Source organism: Psychrobacter raelei (assembly GCF_022631235.3).
Taxonomy (GTDB): domain Bacteria; phylum Pseudomonadota; class Gammaproteobacteria; order Pseudomonadales; family Moraxellaceae; genus Psychrobacter; species Psychrobacter raelei.
Genome location: NZ_CP093310.2, coordinates 2,361,179 through 2,375,773, shown reverse-complemented (window position 1 = coordinate 2,375,773; position 14,595 = coordinate 2,361,179). Strand labels below are relative to the sequence as shown.

At 46.0% G+C, this 14,595-nt stretch carries 11 protein-coding genes; 2 read left to right on the top strand and 9 right to left on the bottom strand.

Translation table 11 applies throughout. The features are described from left to right. Positions 1 to 164: 164 nt before the first annotated feature. From holA to leuS, 3 genes are read right to left on the bottom strand one after another with little or no spacing between them, the layout of a single operon-like run. The gene (gene holA / locus MN210_RS09970) at positions 165 to 1,232 is read right to left on the bottom strand and encodes a DNA polymerase III subunit delta (RefSeq protein WP_241878445.1); all 1,068 of its coding nucleotides are present in this window, start codon (positions 1,230 to 1,232) and stop codon (positions 165 to 167) included. A 3-nt stretch (positions 1,233 to 1,235) separates the two neighbouring features. After that, positions 1,236 to 1,925: an LPS-assembly lipoprotein LptE gene (locus MN210_RS09965; protein WP_110816876.1), complete on the bottom strand. Its 690-nt coding sequence runs from the start codon at positions 1,923 to 1,925 to the stop codon at positions 1,236 to 1,238. A gap of 3 nt (positions 1,926 to 1,928) precedes the next feature. Further along, entirely contained in the window at positions 1,929 to 4,586 is a 2,658-nt protein-coding gene (leuS, locus tag MN210_RS09960; protein ID WP_338412143.1) for a leucine--tRNA ligase, read from the bottom strand. Positions 4,587 to 4,848: 262 nt separating this feature from the next. Here leuS and MN210_RS09955 point away from each other — a divergent pair, with 262 nt between their 5' ends. Then, the gene (locus MN210_RS09955; protein ID WP_338412142.1) at positions 4,849 to 5,214 is read left to right on the top strand and encodes an arsenate reductase; all 366 of its coding nucleotides are present in this window, start codon (positions 4,849 to 4,851) and stop codon (positions 5,212 to 5,214) included. Positions 5,215 to 5,349: 135 nt separating this feature from the next. Here the strand turns inward: MN210_RS09955 and argB are convergent, their stop codons facing one another. The 5 genes from argB to MN210_RS09930 all read right to left on the bottom strand — a co-directional run bounded on the left by argB (position 5,350) and on the right by MN210_RS09930 (position 12,291). Beyond that, a complete protein-coding gene (argB, locus tag MN210_RS09950) occupies positions 5,350 to 6,261 on the bottom strand; it encodes an acetylglutamate kinase (protein WP_011961045.1) in 912 nt (303 codons plus the stop codon). A gap of 51 nt (positions 6,262 to 6,312) precedes the next feature. Continuing rightward, positions 6,313 to 7,923 (bottom strand): phosphomannomutase/phosphoglucomutase, encoded by a 1,611-nt coding sequence (locus tag MN210_RS09945; RefSeq protein ID WP_338412141.1) that lies wholly within the window; start codon positions 7,921 to 7,923, stop codon positions 6,313 to 6,315. Positions 7,924 to 7,998: 75 nt separating this feature from the next. After that, complete coding sequence (gene dut, locus MN210_RS09940) at positions 7,999 to 8,463, bottom strand: dUTP diphosphatase (protein WP_011961043.1); 465 nt, start codon at positions 8,461 to 8,463, stop codon at positions 7,999 to 8,001. Positions 8,464 to 8,637: 174 nt separating this feature from the next. After that, a complete protein-coding gene (gene mgtE / locus MN210_RS09935; protein WP_241878440.1) occupies positions 8,638 to 10,029 on the bottom strand; it encodes a magnesium transporter in 1,392 nt (463 codons plus the stop codon). A 222-nt stretch (positions 10,030 to 10,251) separates the two neighbouring features. Beyond that, positions 10,252 to 12,291, bottom strand: coding sequence for a UvrD-helicase domain-containing protein (locus MN210_RS09930; RefSeq protein ID WP_011961041.1), 2,040 nt, complete (start codon positions 12,289 to 12,291; stop codon positions 10,252 to 10,254). A 409-nt stretch (positions 12,292 to 12,700) separates the two neighbouring features. On the opposite strand from MN210_RS09930, the gene MN210_RS09925 reads away from it, so the two are divergent. Then, the gene (locus MN210_RS09925; protein WP_241878439.1) at positions 12,701 to 13,330 is read left to right on the top strand and encodes an OmpW/AlkL family protein; all 630 of its coding nucleotides are present in this window, start codon (positions 12,701 to 12,703) and stop codon (positions 13,328 to 13,330) included. Positions 13,331 to 13,429: 99 nt separating this feature from the next. On the opposite strand, the gene hemB is transcribed toward MN210_RS09925, so the two are convergent. After that, entirely contained in the window at positions 13,430 to 14,440 is a 1,011-nt protein-coding gene (gene hemB, locus MN210_RS09920) for a porphobilinogen synthase (protein ID WP_011961039.1), read from the bottom strand. Positions 14,441 to 14,595: the final 155 nt, after the last annotated feature.

The following is a 14,595-nucleotide window of genomic DNA, read 5'->3' as shown; positions in this document are numbered from 1 at the left end:
GCATAAATATGTCTGAATAATAGGTAAACTATTATCCAGAATAAGTTGTACATTGAATATATCAGATTGAGGACATAAAGGAGGTAAACAAGGAAGGTGTATCAAAGATAGAGGGTATGATAATGTTAACGTACAAATCCTCACGATTTATGATAACTAATGTTTCAAGCAAACAACCGCACGCCGGTTACCCGCAAGGCAGCTTGTAAAATTAGCTCCCAAGCTGGCTGACGCACCAAGCCTTTAACTGCTTTGTCACATTGATACAAGATATCCGGCCAATCTGCAATACTGTGTAAGCTTTGGCGACGACAAGCAGAGTGATATAACGCGTGCTTGCTGCTCCAAATCCCTAGGCTTTGTGCATCTTGCCCGCTCATGAGCTGCATGATAAGGCGCATATCTTTGCTGATGGCCCACAATACCAAAGGCGTAGGTTCTTCAGTAGATTTTAACTGCTCAATAATTTTGACCACTTGCGCTGCATTACCGGCCAGCATGGCATCCGACAAATCAAAGACACTGTACTGAGCGTCACTGACCAGCGCACTTTGTAATGCCTCGACATCTATGGTAATCAGAGGCGGGGCAGGGGTATCTTGAGCATTCAATTCGCGCTCTGCTTGGGATGGAATTTGCGGTGAGAATAAATAAGATAGGCGCCAAAGGGCTTGATAAGCGCTGAGCAGATGATGCTCTGTTTGCATCATTAAAAACTGCCACGCTTCTGGCACCAAAGCTAAGCCAAAGCGATGAGCGTGAATCTGCAACAGTTGCTGGCGCTGATTTTCATTGTATAAGTTGCAATCGATAACATGACCTAATTGAGCAAATGGCTGATACCACTTGCTTGATTTGGCTCGGTTATCGACTTTGGCGGTGAGCCATAACACGCTGTTTGGGTTATTACCTGTGTTGGCATCAGTGGCAAAAGCAGTCAGTTCGTCTTGTACCGACTTATCTGGCTTGTGATTGCCAGTGACGATAATCGCCGTAGCGTCATCGAATAATGACAAGCTATTAAGCTCGCTTAACACCTCTTGCCACGTTTTGGCAGAGACCAGTTCAACGCGTTTGACCACTAAGCTTTGAGACTGCCAAATAATACGCATGGCATCAATGAGCCACTGCTGTAACAGGGGCTCATCACCATGCCCCAACCACAGTCCGGTGGGCCGGATGTTGCTAGGTAGCAAAAGCTTAGGATAAACGTTTAAAAAGGTATCTTGCATGGCTTAAGGGACAAGCTCGGCATTGGTACTAGCATCAGATTTTGGGGCGACTACCAAAGGCTTAGGGTTTTGTTTAGCGCTCGCTTCAGGCGCTACCCTAGGTAGGCTTAAGGCCACATATTGATCTGCAATACGCTGAGATAAGTTGTCATACAGCCAATCTTGAATTTGAGCACCTTGCTTGTCCTCAATACTCACAGAGGCCTCATCGAACTGATAAGTACGCTCTACCTGCACCTTGTTTTTGACAATCATGGGTGCGCTTGAAGCGCCATCGCTATTATTCAAGGTCTCGTAGATGACATCGGCTGATAACACCAGACGTACCTCGGTCAGTACCCCGACCAGCTCATAACGTTTAAGCTGTACGTTACTGACCTTAATGGTCGAGGTATAAAGCTGATTACTGCTATTGATCTGGCGGCCAATATCATCGACCACATTGATACCCACAGCATTCAAGCGCTGCTTTAAGGGGCGCTTGATACGAAAGCTTACGATATCATCTTCATTGATACTAAGCACTGTACTACCCACTGAGTAGGCCATAGGTGCATCGTAGCCACGCAGATGAAAGCCGCAACTGCTGAGCAAAAGCGGTGAGCCCAGCAGTACAGCAGTGATAAGCATAGTGGATAGACCACGATGCTTATCACTTTGCTTGTGAGTTGGGGCTGTTACCAAATGAGTCATGAGTTAACCTGCCACTACAATGTTGACCAGCTTATTGGGCACCACGATTTCTTTTTTGATGTCGCCTGTTAAGTATTTGGCCACACTCTCAATCGCTTTGGCTTGAGCTTTTAGTGACTCAGCATCAGTGCCTGGTGCTACTTCCATCTTACCTCGTACTTTACCGTTGACCTGAACTACCATGGTGATGGTGTCTTGTACTAAGGCGGCGCTATCGGCTTCAGGGTAGCGTAGGCGAGTGGTATCTACGCCTAGTTTTTCAAGTAAATGCTCGCCAATATGCGGTGCATAGACTGATAATAGGGTTAATAAGGTGACTAAGGCTTCATGTTGTACTGCCAAAGTGTGCTCATTAATTTGTTGGTTTTTGCTGATAAAAGTGCCAATTTCATTGGCCAATTCCATTAAGCTTGAAACCGGCGTGTTCAATGACAGGCGCTCACCCAAGTCATTATCAATCTTAGTAATTACTTCGTGTGTCTTACGGCGAAGGCCTTTGGCTAGGCTGTCTAATTGACTGGCATCAATGCTCGAAGCAGCTGGCAAATTGGCGACTTGTAGGCCTAACTCTTGGGTGGCTTCTAGGTGCGACTGTGTCTCACGCCAGACTTTTTTCAAGAAGTTGTAAGGGCCTTTTAATGAGTCATCTGACCACTCAAGAGTTTGATCGGCAGGGGCGGCAAATAAGGTGTATAGACGCACGGTGTCTGCCCCATACTGATCAATGGTGGTTTGAGGGTCTACGCCGTTGTTTTTCGACTTTGACATCTTCTCAATTTTACCAATGGTCACCGGCTGACCGTCAGCTTTTAAAATAGCCTGAGTGGGCTGGCCACGATCATCATAGCTGATTTCTACATCATCAGCGAAGTAGTAGGTCTTACCCCCTTCAGGATTGTCACGATACAAGGTGCCCGCCAATACCATGCCTTGGGTCAGCAGGTTTTTGAAAGGCTCATCGCCTGAGACCAAGCCCTCATCACGCATAAGCTTATGATAGAAGCGGGCATATAATAGGTGCATAACCGCGTGCTCAACGCCGCCCACGTACTGATCTACAGGCAGCCACTTATCTGCAGCAGCTTTTTCGACCATTTGGGTGTCGTCGTTGGGGCTGGCAAAGCGTGCGTAGTACCAGCTTGATTCCATAAAGGTATCGAAGGTATCGGTCTCACGCTCAGCAGGGCCACCACATTTTGGACACGTGGTATTCACAAATTCAGGGATGTTTTTTAATGGGTTACCACGGCCATCAGGCACAACATCGGTAGGCAGCTTAATCGGCAGATCAGCTTCGTCCACCGGCACGTTGCCACAATATTCACAGTTAATCATTGGAATTGGGCAGCCCCAGTAGCGCTGACGAGACACGCCCCAGTCGCGCAGACGGTACTGAATCTTACGAGCGGCCAGCTTTTGTGGCTCAAGTTTGGCCAACATCGCTTCAAATGAGCCGTCAAAATCCAAACCATCAAACTCACCTGAGTTGACCAAAGTTCCACGTTCAGTATAAGCGCCTTCGTGGTCTTCAGGTGTTTTGATAACAGTTTTTATCGGTAGGTTGTATTTTTTGGCAAACTCGAAATCACGCTCGTCATGAGCAGGAACTGCCATCACCGCACCTGAGCCATAGCTCATAAGCACATAGTTGGCTACCCATACCGGCACTTCTTCACCGGTCAAGGGGTGAGTAACAGTCAGGCCAGTATCCATACCGATTTTTTCAGCTTTGGCAAGGTCGGCCTCTGCCACAGAGCCTTTTTTGCACAGCTCACAAAACTCAGCAATTTTTGGATCTTTTTCAGCAGCTAATTTGGCCAAACGGTGCTCAGCGGCTACCGCCACGTAAGTCACACCCATCAATGTATCGGGACGAGTGGTGAACACATCTAACGTGCTGATGTCATCGCTGTTTTTGTAAGGGAAATGCACCTCCATACCTTGGCTGCGACCAATCCAGTTGCGCTGCATAGTAATCACATCGCTTGGCCACTGGCCTTCAAGCTTGTCTAGATCATCTAGTAGCTCATCGGCATAGTCGGTAATCTTGAAGTAATACATAGGAATGTCGCGCTTTTCAACCGGTGCACCACTGCGCCAGCCTTTGCCATCAACCACTTGTTCATTGGCTAATACTGTGTTGTCGACGGGATCCCAGTTTACTGTGGCCAATTTTTTGTATACTAAGCCTTTTTTGTATAGTTGTAAGAAGAACCACTGCTCCCAGCGATAATACTCAGGGGTGCACGTAGCAAACTCACGTGACCAGTCAATTGATAGACCCAAAGTCTTTAACTGGGCGCGCATGTTATCAATGTTGGAGAAGGTCCATTTAGCAGGCGCAACTTGGTTGGCAATGGCGGCATTTTCAGCAGGCATACCAAAGGCATCCCAGCCCATAGGCTGTAGAACCTGATCGCCTTTTAGACGGTAGTAACGGCTTAATACATCTGAGATGGTGTAATTACGCACATGTCCCATGTGTAGCTTGCCACTTGGATAGGGAAACATAGAAAGCATGTAGCGGGTGTTGGCATCTTTACTGATGTCGTTGCTCACCTCGAAGCGTTTGTCAGCCGCCCACTTGGCTTGCTGCTCAGCTTCAATGGCTTGAGGGTGATAATGGTTTGGATTGTTTTGTTCAGGTGCTGTAGTGCTCATAATAGGCTCTAGGTTAGATGTTTTTTATGAAGGTTTTGAGAATTAATAATAAGCAAAAATAGATACGCTAGAATAGCGCAAATTGACCAAAATTGCGATGGTAAGCGCCAATTTTAACCGGATATTGGCTTTGTGAGCTATGAAGTATTAAGCTTATGCCACCCTTAACCCTAATTTTGAGTGTTTGCAATTAAAGGTTGCAAGTCAAGCCCCTTTATTTTTAACATCACTGTATCCCATTAACACTTTAAAGGAGAGCCTTATGGCCATTGTTATTTATGGTATCAAAGCCTGCAGTACCATGAAAAAGGCATTTAGCAAACTTGATGAGCTGGGCGTTGCTTATGAGTTTCATGATTATAAAAAACAAGGCATTGATAATGCCACTGTGCAGCGCTGGGTGAATGAGCTGGGTATCGATAAAGTCCTTAATAAACGCGGCACCACTTGGCGTAAGCTCTTTGATGAACAAAAATTGGCAGCCGATGCCAGTACTGAGGCAGCCATTGAGCTATTAATAGACAACACCAGTATGATTAAACGTCCTATTGTCGAGGGGGAGCATAACGGGCAGTCTCTATTATTGTGCGGTTTTAATGACGCTGAGTTTGAGGCAGCCTTTAATTAATAGGCACTCAAGCGTAGCTTTTATCTGTCTACACGCGCTAAGTAAGTCACAAAAAAGACGCAGTCTAAGGATGCGTCTTTTTTACAGTGATACCCTTTTACAGTCATAACTTATTACAGTGAGACCAAGGCTAAATTAGCTGAGCGCTGCCCCTAAGTCGCGGCTGATAAGGGTACCGACCCCCTCATTGGTAAAGATTTCAAGCAATGTGGCGTTGGGCACACGACCATCGACAATAACCGCACTTTTTACGCCGCCGCGTACCGCATCTAACGCGCACTGAATCTTAGGAATCATGCCGCCTGAAATAGTACCATCTTCAATCATTTCATCGACCTTTTTGGGGGTAAGTCCGGTGACTACGTTGCCAGATTTATCCATGACGCCTTTAATGTTGGTCAGCAGCATCAGCTTCTCAGCCTGCAAAAACTCAGCCACTTTGCCCGCCACAAGATCGGCATTAATGTTGTAGCTGTTGCCCTCGCTATCTACGCCGATAGGGGCAATTACTGGAATAAAGTTTGAGCCGATAAGCATCATGATCACATCTTTATTAACGCTCACCACCTCACCGACGAAGCCTAAGTCAATGTCACTGGTTTGGCCATTAGCATCGGTTGTGCTCATCAGTAGCTTTTTGGCACGGATTAAGTTGGCATCTTTTCCGGTTAAACCAATAGCGCGCCCGCCATGCTTGTTAATTAGACTCACAATAGATTTGTTCACACTGCCGCCAAGTACCATCTCTACCACATCCATGGTCGACTTGTTGGTGACGCGCATGCCATCGATACGGTCCGATTGACGGCCCAATTCTTTAAGTAGATTGTCCACTTGTGGACCACCGCCGTGCACCACCACCGGATGTAGCCCCACTGTTTTTAGTAGCACAACATCACGCGCAAATGAGCTTTCAAGCTCGGGGTCAGTCATGGCATTGCCGCCATATTTCACCACAATGATTTTATCTTCAAATCGCTGAATGTAGGGTAGGGCGGTAGTTAAGACTTCAGCAGTGGTTTTGGCTTGAGCAAGATTTAATGACATGATTGACTCGTCTGGGTTGTGAGTGAAAGATAAATCGTGGTTAGGGTTAGTTTAGGACTTTATCTGAATGTTGGCTACCTGCTTGGCCAAATCATCATTAATAAAGTGACACAATTTAACAAAGTAGCCTTGCACGCTTTTTAAATCAGATAGGGAGTCGCCTGCGAAGCGTACGGTTAAGCTGTTACTGGTATTTGAGGGTCTAATGATCCCAAATCCATGCGCAAAATCTAGACGCAAGCCATCAATACAGGTCAACTGCGCACCTTTAGGCAGCTCAATGCTTTGGCTGAGCTTATCGCAAAGAGCCATCAGCTTATTTAATAAGGGCGTGTTTTGCTGTAGCGGTGACGCTTCATAGGCATCAAGAGGCAAATACACATCTGGGGTGCTGACCATGGGCGGCAGAGTTTTAAGAATATCAGTTAACTGAGCTGGCTTGGCATGTTGCGCTTGGTATTGTAGCCAATTAAGTAGGCGCAGCGCTGCATACATGGCATCATCATGTAATAAAAAATAGCCGTCATTGAATAAAAAATGTCCCGACAATTCACCGGCAAATAAGATGGGTGCGTGGTCAGGATTATTGTCTTGTTTGGTCTGAAGCGTACGGCGCAAGATACTGCTGCCGGTCTTACTCATTTGCGGCACAGCTCCTAGTGCTGTGATAAGCTGCGGCATGTGATGGGTACATTTAACATCAAACAGTACGATAGGTGCAGGTGCATTTAGGCAGGCTTCAACAGGTTGGTGGTCTTCGATAGAGACGCGCGCCAACAGATATAACAGATGGTCTGGCGCCAAGCAGTGACCTTGATTGTCCACCACCATCAGCCGATCCCCATCACCATCAAAAGCCAAACCTAAGTCAGCTTGATGTTCAATCACCGCCTGACTTAATTCGGTAAGGCGCTTATCCTCCATAGGATCAGGGTTGCCCTTAGGGAAGTCCCCATCTGGGGTTTTATTGATTAAAATAATATCGCACAACCTCTGATGTGGCTCAAAAAAAGCGGCGACATAGGGGCCAGTGGCACCATTTAAGCTATCGATAACCACCTTAAGGCGGTCAGGCGTTTTTTGGCTAAGCGAGTGTTGCACTAACGCTAAGCTGCGAAACTTACGTATGTTGTCAAGGGCGATGGCTGCGCTATTGGCATAAGTGTGTCCCACTTGGTTGGGCGCAATGACTTTGGGGGTAGCAGCTGGGTTTGTGCTCGTAGCTGTGCTAGCATCGGCCGGCTGTTGAGAGATTAAGCGCTGGTACAGCATTTGTATCCTCTCATAGCTGGGCGACTCGCCTGAGATTAGCCATTTAATACCCAAGATATGACCCTCAGAATGACTGGCTGTGACAATAAGCCCATGGCCTTGGTATCTATTGGCCCAAAACGCCATGATAGGTGTGGTCACAAGTCCCAGCCAAATCACCTCGATGCCTCGCTCGCATAAGCTTTGCACAAACTGCTCGGCAATACTTTTGCTGCCATGACGCACATCATAGCCTATGACCACCTGGCGCGCCTGGGCAGTTTCGGCTAAATCCTGAGCAAAGGCGAGGCCCAGTGCTTTAACAAAATCTGGGGTAAATAAAGCAGCATTACCACGGATATCGTAAGCTTTAAATAAGGCTCGCTGTGCTAAAAATGAGGTCTTGGGCAAAAGGGACGGCTCCAACAGAATTGCTTTTCTGTCTCATCATCTTATATTTTTTTAACAAATACAAATCAAACTGGCTTACTGACGACCCGAATGACCAAAGCCGCCGGCACCACGAGCACTTAATTCATTAAACTCTTCGACCACTTGAAAGCTTGGACGTACTACGGGCACTACCATGTATTGCGCCATACGCTCAGCAGGGTTGAGTACAAAATCTGTATCGCTGCGATTCCATACACTCACCATCAGCTCGCCTTGATAGTCGGCATCAATTAGGCCCACAAGATTGCCCAAAACGATACCGTGCTTATGACCTAAGCCTGAGCGTGGTAGGATAATACCGGCATAATTGGGGTCAGCGATATAGATGGCCATACCGGTACCAATTAATTTAGTTTCGCCCGCTTTAATGGTAATAGGCTCATCGATACAAGCACGTAAGTCGATACCGGCTGAGCCATCGGTGGCACGAGTAGGCATAGGAAAATTAGCATCAGTACCAATTTTTGGGTTTAAAATTTTAACTTGTACAGCGTTCATAACTTATCCGTTATCTATTTTATGTTTGGGTAATTCGCCTATGGCGGCACTGAGCAGTTGAGTTAAAGCGCAATTAGTCTAATCTATAGACACAAAAAAGCAACCCTAACATAGAGGGTCTCAGCCTGATATGAATGGGCGTATAATATGACATAGCTTAAAAAGGCAGTTGGCTTATAAAATAAGCAAGCTGGCCAGTCCTAAGAACGACATAAAGCCGACAATGTCAGTGACTGTGGTTAAGATAACTGAGGCTGAGAGCGCAGGGTCAATATCCAAGCGCTTTAAAAATAGCGGAATGCCAATCCCTGCTACATTGGCAGCAGTCATATTAATGGCAATGGCGCAGCCGATAACCAAGCTAATCTTAGGGTCATGGAACCAAAGCTGAGCGATAGCGGCCATAATCACCGCCCAAATGACCCCGTTAATAGCGCCCACCCACAGCTCTTTATTCATTAGCCATAAGCGGTTTGAGCCCCCGATTTGGCCCATGGCTAGGCCGCGGATAACCACAGTGAGGGTTTGGCTACCAGAGATCCCGCCCATACTGGCCACTACCGGCATCAATACCGCCAAAGCAACGACTTGCGCCAATACTTCTTCAAATTGCCCGATCACCGCAGCAGCAAGCAGCGCAGTTAATAAGTTAATCCCCAACCAAACGCTACGGCTTTTGGCACTACGCAAAATAGGGGCAAACAGCTCTTCGTCATCACTCACACCCGCTAAGTGCTTCATGGTGCTGTCGACATCATCTTGAATAATCTCCATGATGTCCTCGGCATTAAGCTGACCGACCAATTCACCAAAGCTATTAACCACGGGTGCATAGCGGATATCTGAGGAGCGAAATACTGCAGCAGCATCTTGAATGTCCATTCGGTCATTGATGGTGATGGCTGGATCAATCCACTGCTCAACTAAAGATTGCTGCGGATATTTAATTAAATCCACCAAGCTTAATAAGCCTAACAACTGATGGCTGGCATCGACCACGATAAGTTCTTGGGTTTCATCATCGAGCAGATCCTCATCTTGGCGCAGCCAGTTTTGGACTTGCTCAAGCGTAATATTGCCTTGAATCTGGATGGTGTCGGGGTCCATATAGTCACCGACTTCATACTCTTCATAGGTATTTAGCTGGCTGACTTGCTGGCGAATTTCTTCATCAAGATTAGACATCACCTCGGAGCGCACCTTGTCATCAACGGTATCTAGAATCTCAGCAATGTCTTGAGCATCTAGATCTTCAGCAAGCGTCTCAATTTCTTCTGCTTGCATGTTTTCCATCAAGGAGGGGCGAATGTCATCGACCACTTCAGCCAGTACCTGGCCTTTAAGAGCAACAGGCACTTGCTCCCAAATCAATTGGCGCGAGTCGTGAGGGAAGGATTCTAATAGACTGGCAATTTCATACTCAGACTGGTCGTTTAAGAACTCAGCCATGGTAGACAAATCTTTGTCTGCCACCAGCCTCTGTAGATAAATCAGCTTATCTTCAGCACGATCATAGCTCTCTGGTAGGGTATCTTGTTTGACGGGGTTCTCGCTTTGACTGGTCATAGGTGCCCTTAGATTGCTTGATGAGGTGGGAGAGGGATGGTATACCGTTTTTATTGGGCTTTATAAAGACAAAGTATCTATATAGGATAAGCCTGTTAAAAACTGTAAAAACAAAAATGACAGGAGTGCATCCTGCCATTTTTGGTTTATTTTACTAATATTTTTAGGGTTTTGCATGGCCAATCTGTGATTTGATGTCAGTCTGACGTCATCACCTGCCTGCTATTGGTTTTTTCTTTTTAGCAGCGCCTTAATATTAGACATATATTCATTGGCCACCACAGTAGGATCACGCTCAGCCTTTTTCTTTTTGGCATTGGCGGGCCAGTCTAAATGCTCCTCAGGCAGCTCTTCTAAAAAGCGGCTTTGGGTCGTAGTGCGCATTTGACCACCACCACGGCGCTGTGCAGCCAAGGTTAGGGTTAGCTCACGGCGGGCACGGGTGATGCCGACGTACATCAAGCGGCGCTCCTCCTCAATAGTCTCAGCAATGATAGAGTTGCGGTGCGGCAGCAGCTCTTCCTCAAGCCCCATAATATACACGAAGTCAAACTCTAGCCCTTTGGCAGCATGCAGGGTCATGAGGTTTACCTTGTTGGTGTTCTCTTCTTCTTGCTGCTGCTCGAGCATGTCTAGTAATACCAATTTGCGAATTACCGCATCAATGGTTTTGTCATCGTCATCTTCTGCACGGTTGATAAGTGCTTGGATACTGGTGTAGAGCACTTCAATATTGTCTAGGCGCCCTTTTTCCTGATGCGGCGTTTTTGAGTCGCTGCGCACAAAGTCAATATAACCGGTCTCATCAATCATTTGACGCACCAAAGGCACCGGATCTGGGTGCTGATCCAGCTCACGGGTATAGTGCTCGATAAAGTCACCAAACTCTTTTAAAGTACTATAAGCCTTAATGGGCAATACATGTGATAAGCCGCCATGGGTACAAGAGGCCAATAAAGAGATGCTGTGCTCTTGAGAGAACAGTCCCAACTTCTCTAGTGTGGCTGGGCCCAGACCACGTTTGGGCGTATTCACAATGCGCAAAAAGGCACTGTCATCTTCTGGATTTAAAATAAGGCGCAAATAACCCATCACATCTTTAATCTCGCTACGGGCGAAGAAAGATTGGCCGCCTGAGAGCTTATAAGGGATCTGTAATTGACGTAGCTGCGCCTCTAACATACGTGCCTGAAAGTTACTGCGGTACAAGACGGCATACTGCTCCCATTCATTACCATGGCGCAATTTGTGAGTAATAATCTCTTTGGCCACGCGCTCTGATTCATCATCATCGTTGCGGCAGTTAATAATACGAATTTTCTCGCCTTGCCCTTTATCCGACCACAGTGCTTTTTCAAACAAATGCTCGTTGTTCATAATGACGGTGTTGGCAGCATTCAAAATACGGTTGGTCGAGCGGTAGTTTTGCTCAAGCTTAATCACTTTAAGCTTAGGGAAATCCTCTTTTAATAGCGCCATGTTCTCGGGACGGGCGCCGCGCCAAGCATAAATAGATTGGTCATCATCACCCACCACAGTAAATTTGCCAGTTGGGCCGACAATCAGTTTAATCAATTCGTACTGAGCAGTATTGGTATCTTGATACTCATCCACCAGCAGATATCTAATACGGTTCTGCCACTTGTCGCGCAGCTGGGGGTTTTCACGTAAGATTTTGGCTGGCAACACAATCAAGTCATCGAAATCAACGGCGTTATAAGCCCGCAGATTGCGCTCATATAAGGCATAAAGTGTAGCAAAAATCATATCCTCAGGATCATCGAGGGTCTCCATTGCTTTATCCGGCTCAATAAGATCATTCTTCCAGTCCGAAATAAACTTAATTGCTTTGCCGACCAATTCACGACTCTCAGCACCCGATAAGTTATCACGCATCATCAACTCCATCAGCAGCCGCTTACTGTCATCGGCATCCATGATAGAGAAGTTGCCTTTGAGAGGCGTGTGCAGCAGCTCATAACGCAAAAACTGTAACCCAAATTGGTGGAACGTAGACACAGTCAGACCGCGGGTCTTCTCTTTTGGCATCAGTGAGGTGACACGCGCCTTCATTTCACGCGCAGCCTTATTGGTAAAGGTCACTGCAGTAATGCGTTCAGCAGGTATATTGCACTGCTCGATGAGATAAGCAATTTTTCGGGTAATAACCGATGTTTTACCTGAGCCTGCACCCGCTAAAACGAGGAGGGGACCGGACACATAAGTCATGGCCTCTTGTTGTTTGGGGTTAAGCTTACTCATGGTGCACCTTTTTATTGTCTTATCACTAGAGGGGACTGCCGACTCAATGGGCAGACTGGTTATTATAGGGGTTCAATATGAAATCACAACTGCTTTGAGACCCGCTACAACAGCTATCCCCCAAATGTAGAGCAAGGATTTCGGCATTAGCAGGCTAAATACCCTTTTATAAGTTTTAGCAACTACTTTATGAATTTTAGCAACCACTATAAATGTCTAAAAAGCGACTATAAAGTCGAAATTTTTATCAAAATAACCTTACTAGTTATGCGGATATGTAATATAATAAAACCATGACGTTAGAGTGGAGAAACAATCTAACGCTTGGATTTCAATGAAGAGACGCATTGATATATTTAATAAATTGAGCATTTTACCCAGTACTTAAACAACATAAGTTGAGGACACGATGATTAAACGTCAAGCATTACTTTTAGCTGCCCTAGCTGCTACTTTAGGCATGAGCTCTGCAATGGCAGAAACAGCAGGCACTTGGACCGTGGGTGTGGGTGCAGCATATGTAGATCCAGAAAGTAATAATGGTACTCTTTTAAATGGTGCTCTTAAAACTGAAGTAGATACAGACGTACGTCCAACCATCACCGGTGAATACTTTGTCGCCGATAACGTGGGTGTTGAGTTATTAGCTGCTATTCCGTTTCATCATGATATCGATCTAAAAAAGGCAGACGGTAGCGTCATTAAAGCCAAAACTCAGCAGTTACCACCCACGTTATCACTACAGTATCACTTTGATAACTTGAACAGCAATGTTAAGCCTTTTATTGGTGTGGGTGCCAACTACACCACCTTCTTTAAAGAAAGAATTAGTCTGCCAAACGCTGATTTAGAAATTAAAGACAGCTGGGGTGTGGCAGGTCATGTCGGTGTTGATTTTAAACTCAATCCTACTGATGCGGTACGTATCGATGCCCGTTATATTGATCTTGAGCCAGACGTAAAACTAAACAATGATGATATCGGTAAAGTGAAGATCAATCCATGGGTATATGGCATCTCTTACGTACAACGTTTCTAATCTAGCCTGTTAATAAAGTTGGCTTAAAATAAGCCGGCTGAAATAAAAACCCCCGTATCCAATCAGATACGGGGGTTTTTTACATCAAATCAAAACTACTTATTTTAAAGCGTTGAGCTGTTTGGCAGCTTCTAGCGCAAAATAAGTTAAGATGCCATCAGCGCCTGCACGTCTAAAGCCCATTAATGACTCTAAAATAACCGAATCGGTAAGCCAGCCGTTTTGAATGGCTGCCATATGCATCGCATATTCACCCGATACTTGATAAGCGAAAGTAGGGACGCCAAAGGTATCTTTTACCTCACGTATCAAATCTAAATATGGCTGACCGGGTTTAATCATTACCATATCAGCGCCCTCATTGATGTCCATTGCTACTTCATGCAAGGCTTCCGCGCGGTTACCAAAGTCCATTTGATACTGCTTCTTATGACCGCCTTTTAGATTGCCAGCACTGCCTACAGCGTCACGGAAAGGGCCATAATAAGCAGACGCGTATTTGGCAGAATAAGCCATAAGTGCTGTATTCACAAAGCCCTCATCTTCCAATGCTTCACGCATAGCCAGTATACGGCCATCCATCATATCACTTGGTGAGATGATATCTGCACCAGCGCGGGCGTGTGCCAGTGTTTGCTCAACCAGAACCTCCACAGTTTCATCATTGACCACATAGCCTGACTCATCTAATAGGCCATCTTGACCGTGGGTGGTATAAGGGTCTAATGCCACATCGGTCATCACCACCATCTCAGGCACTTCTTTTTTTAGTGCCCGTACGGCACGGCAAGTTAAGCCATCTGGATTAGCCGCTTCACGGCCATCTTCTGTCTTCAAGCTGGCATCGATAACAGGGAAGATATCTACGGTAGTGACTCCCTCTGCCAATAACTCTTTGGCATATTGCACCAGCAGATCAATAGATAAACGATCCACACCTGGCATACTGGCCACAGCTTCACGCTGGTTTTCACCTTCTAAGACGAAAACAGGAGCAATGAGATGTTTGGGATGCAGCTCAACTTCACGAATCATGGCACGCACATTGTCATGGACGCGTAAGCGGCGTAAGCGGGTATGAGGAAAAGTGCGATTAAATGTATAACTCATAATAAGTCCTAATAACTTTAACGAATTAAGAAATGGGAGGGTAGGGTAGACATTAAGTGACCCAAAGTAGGTCTTTAGGGATCAAAAGCAGAACAAGGGTGTTATAGATAGTTGTTATATTTCTTAAATTAGCTATCCCAGTCACTATTATAACG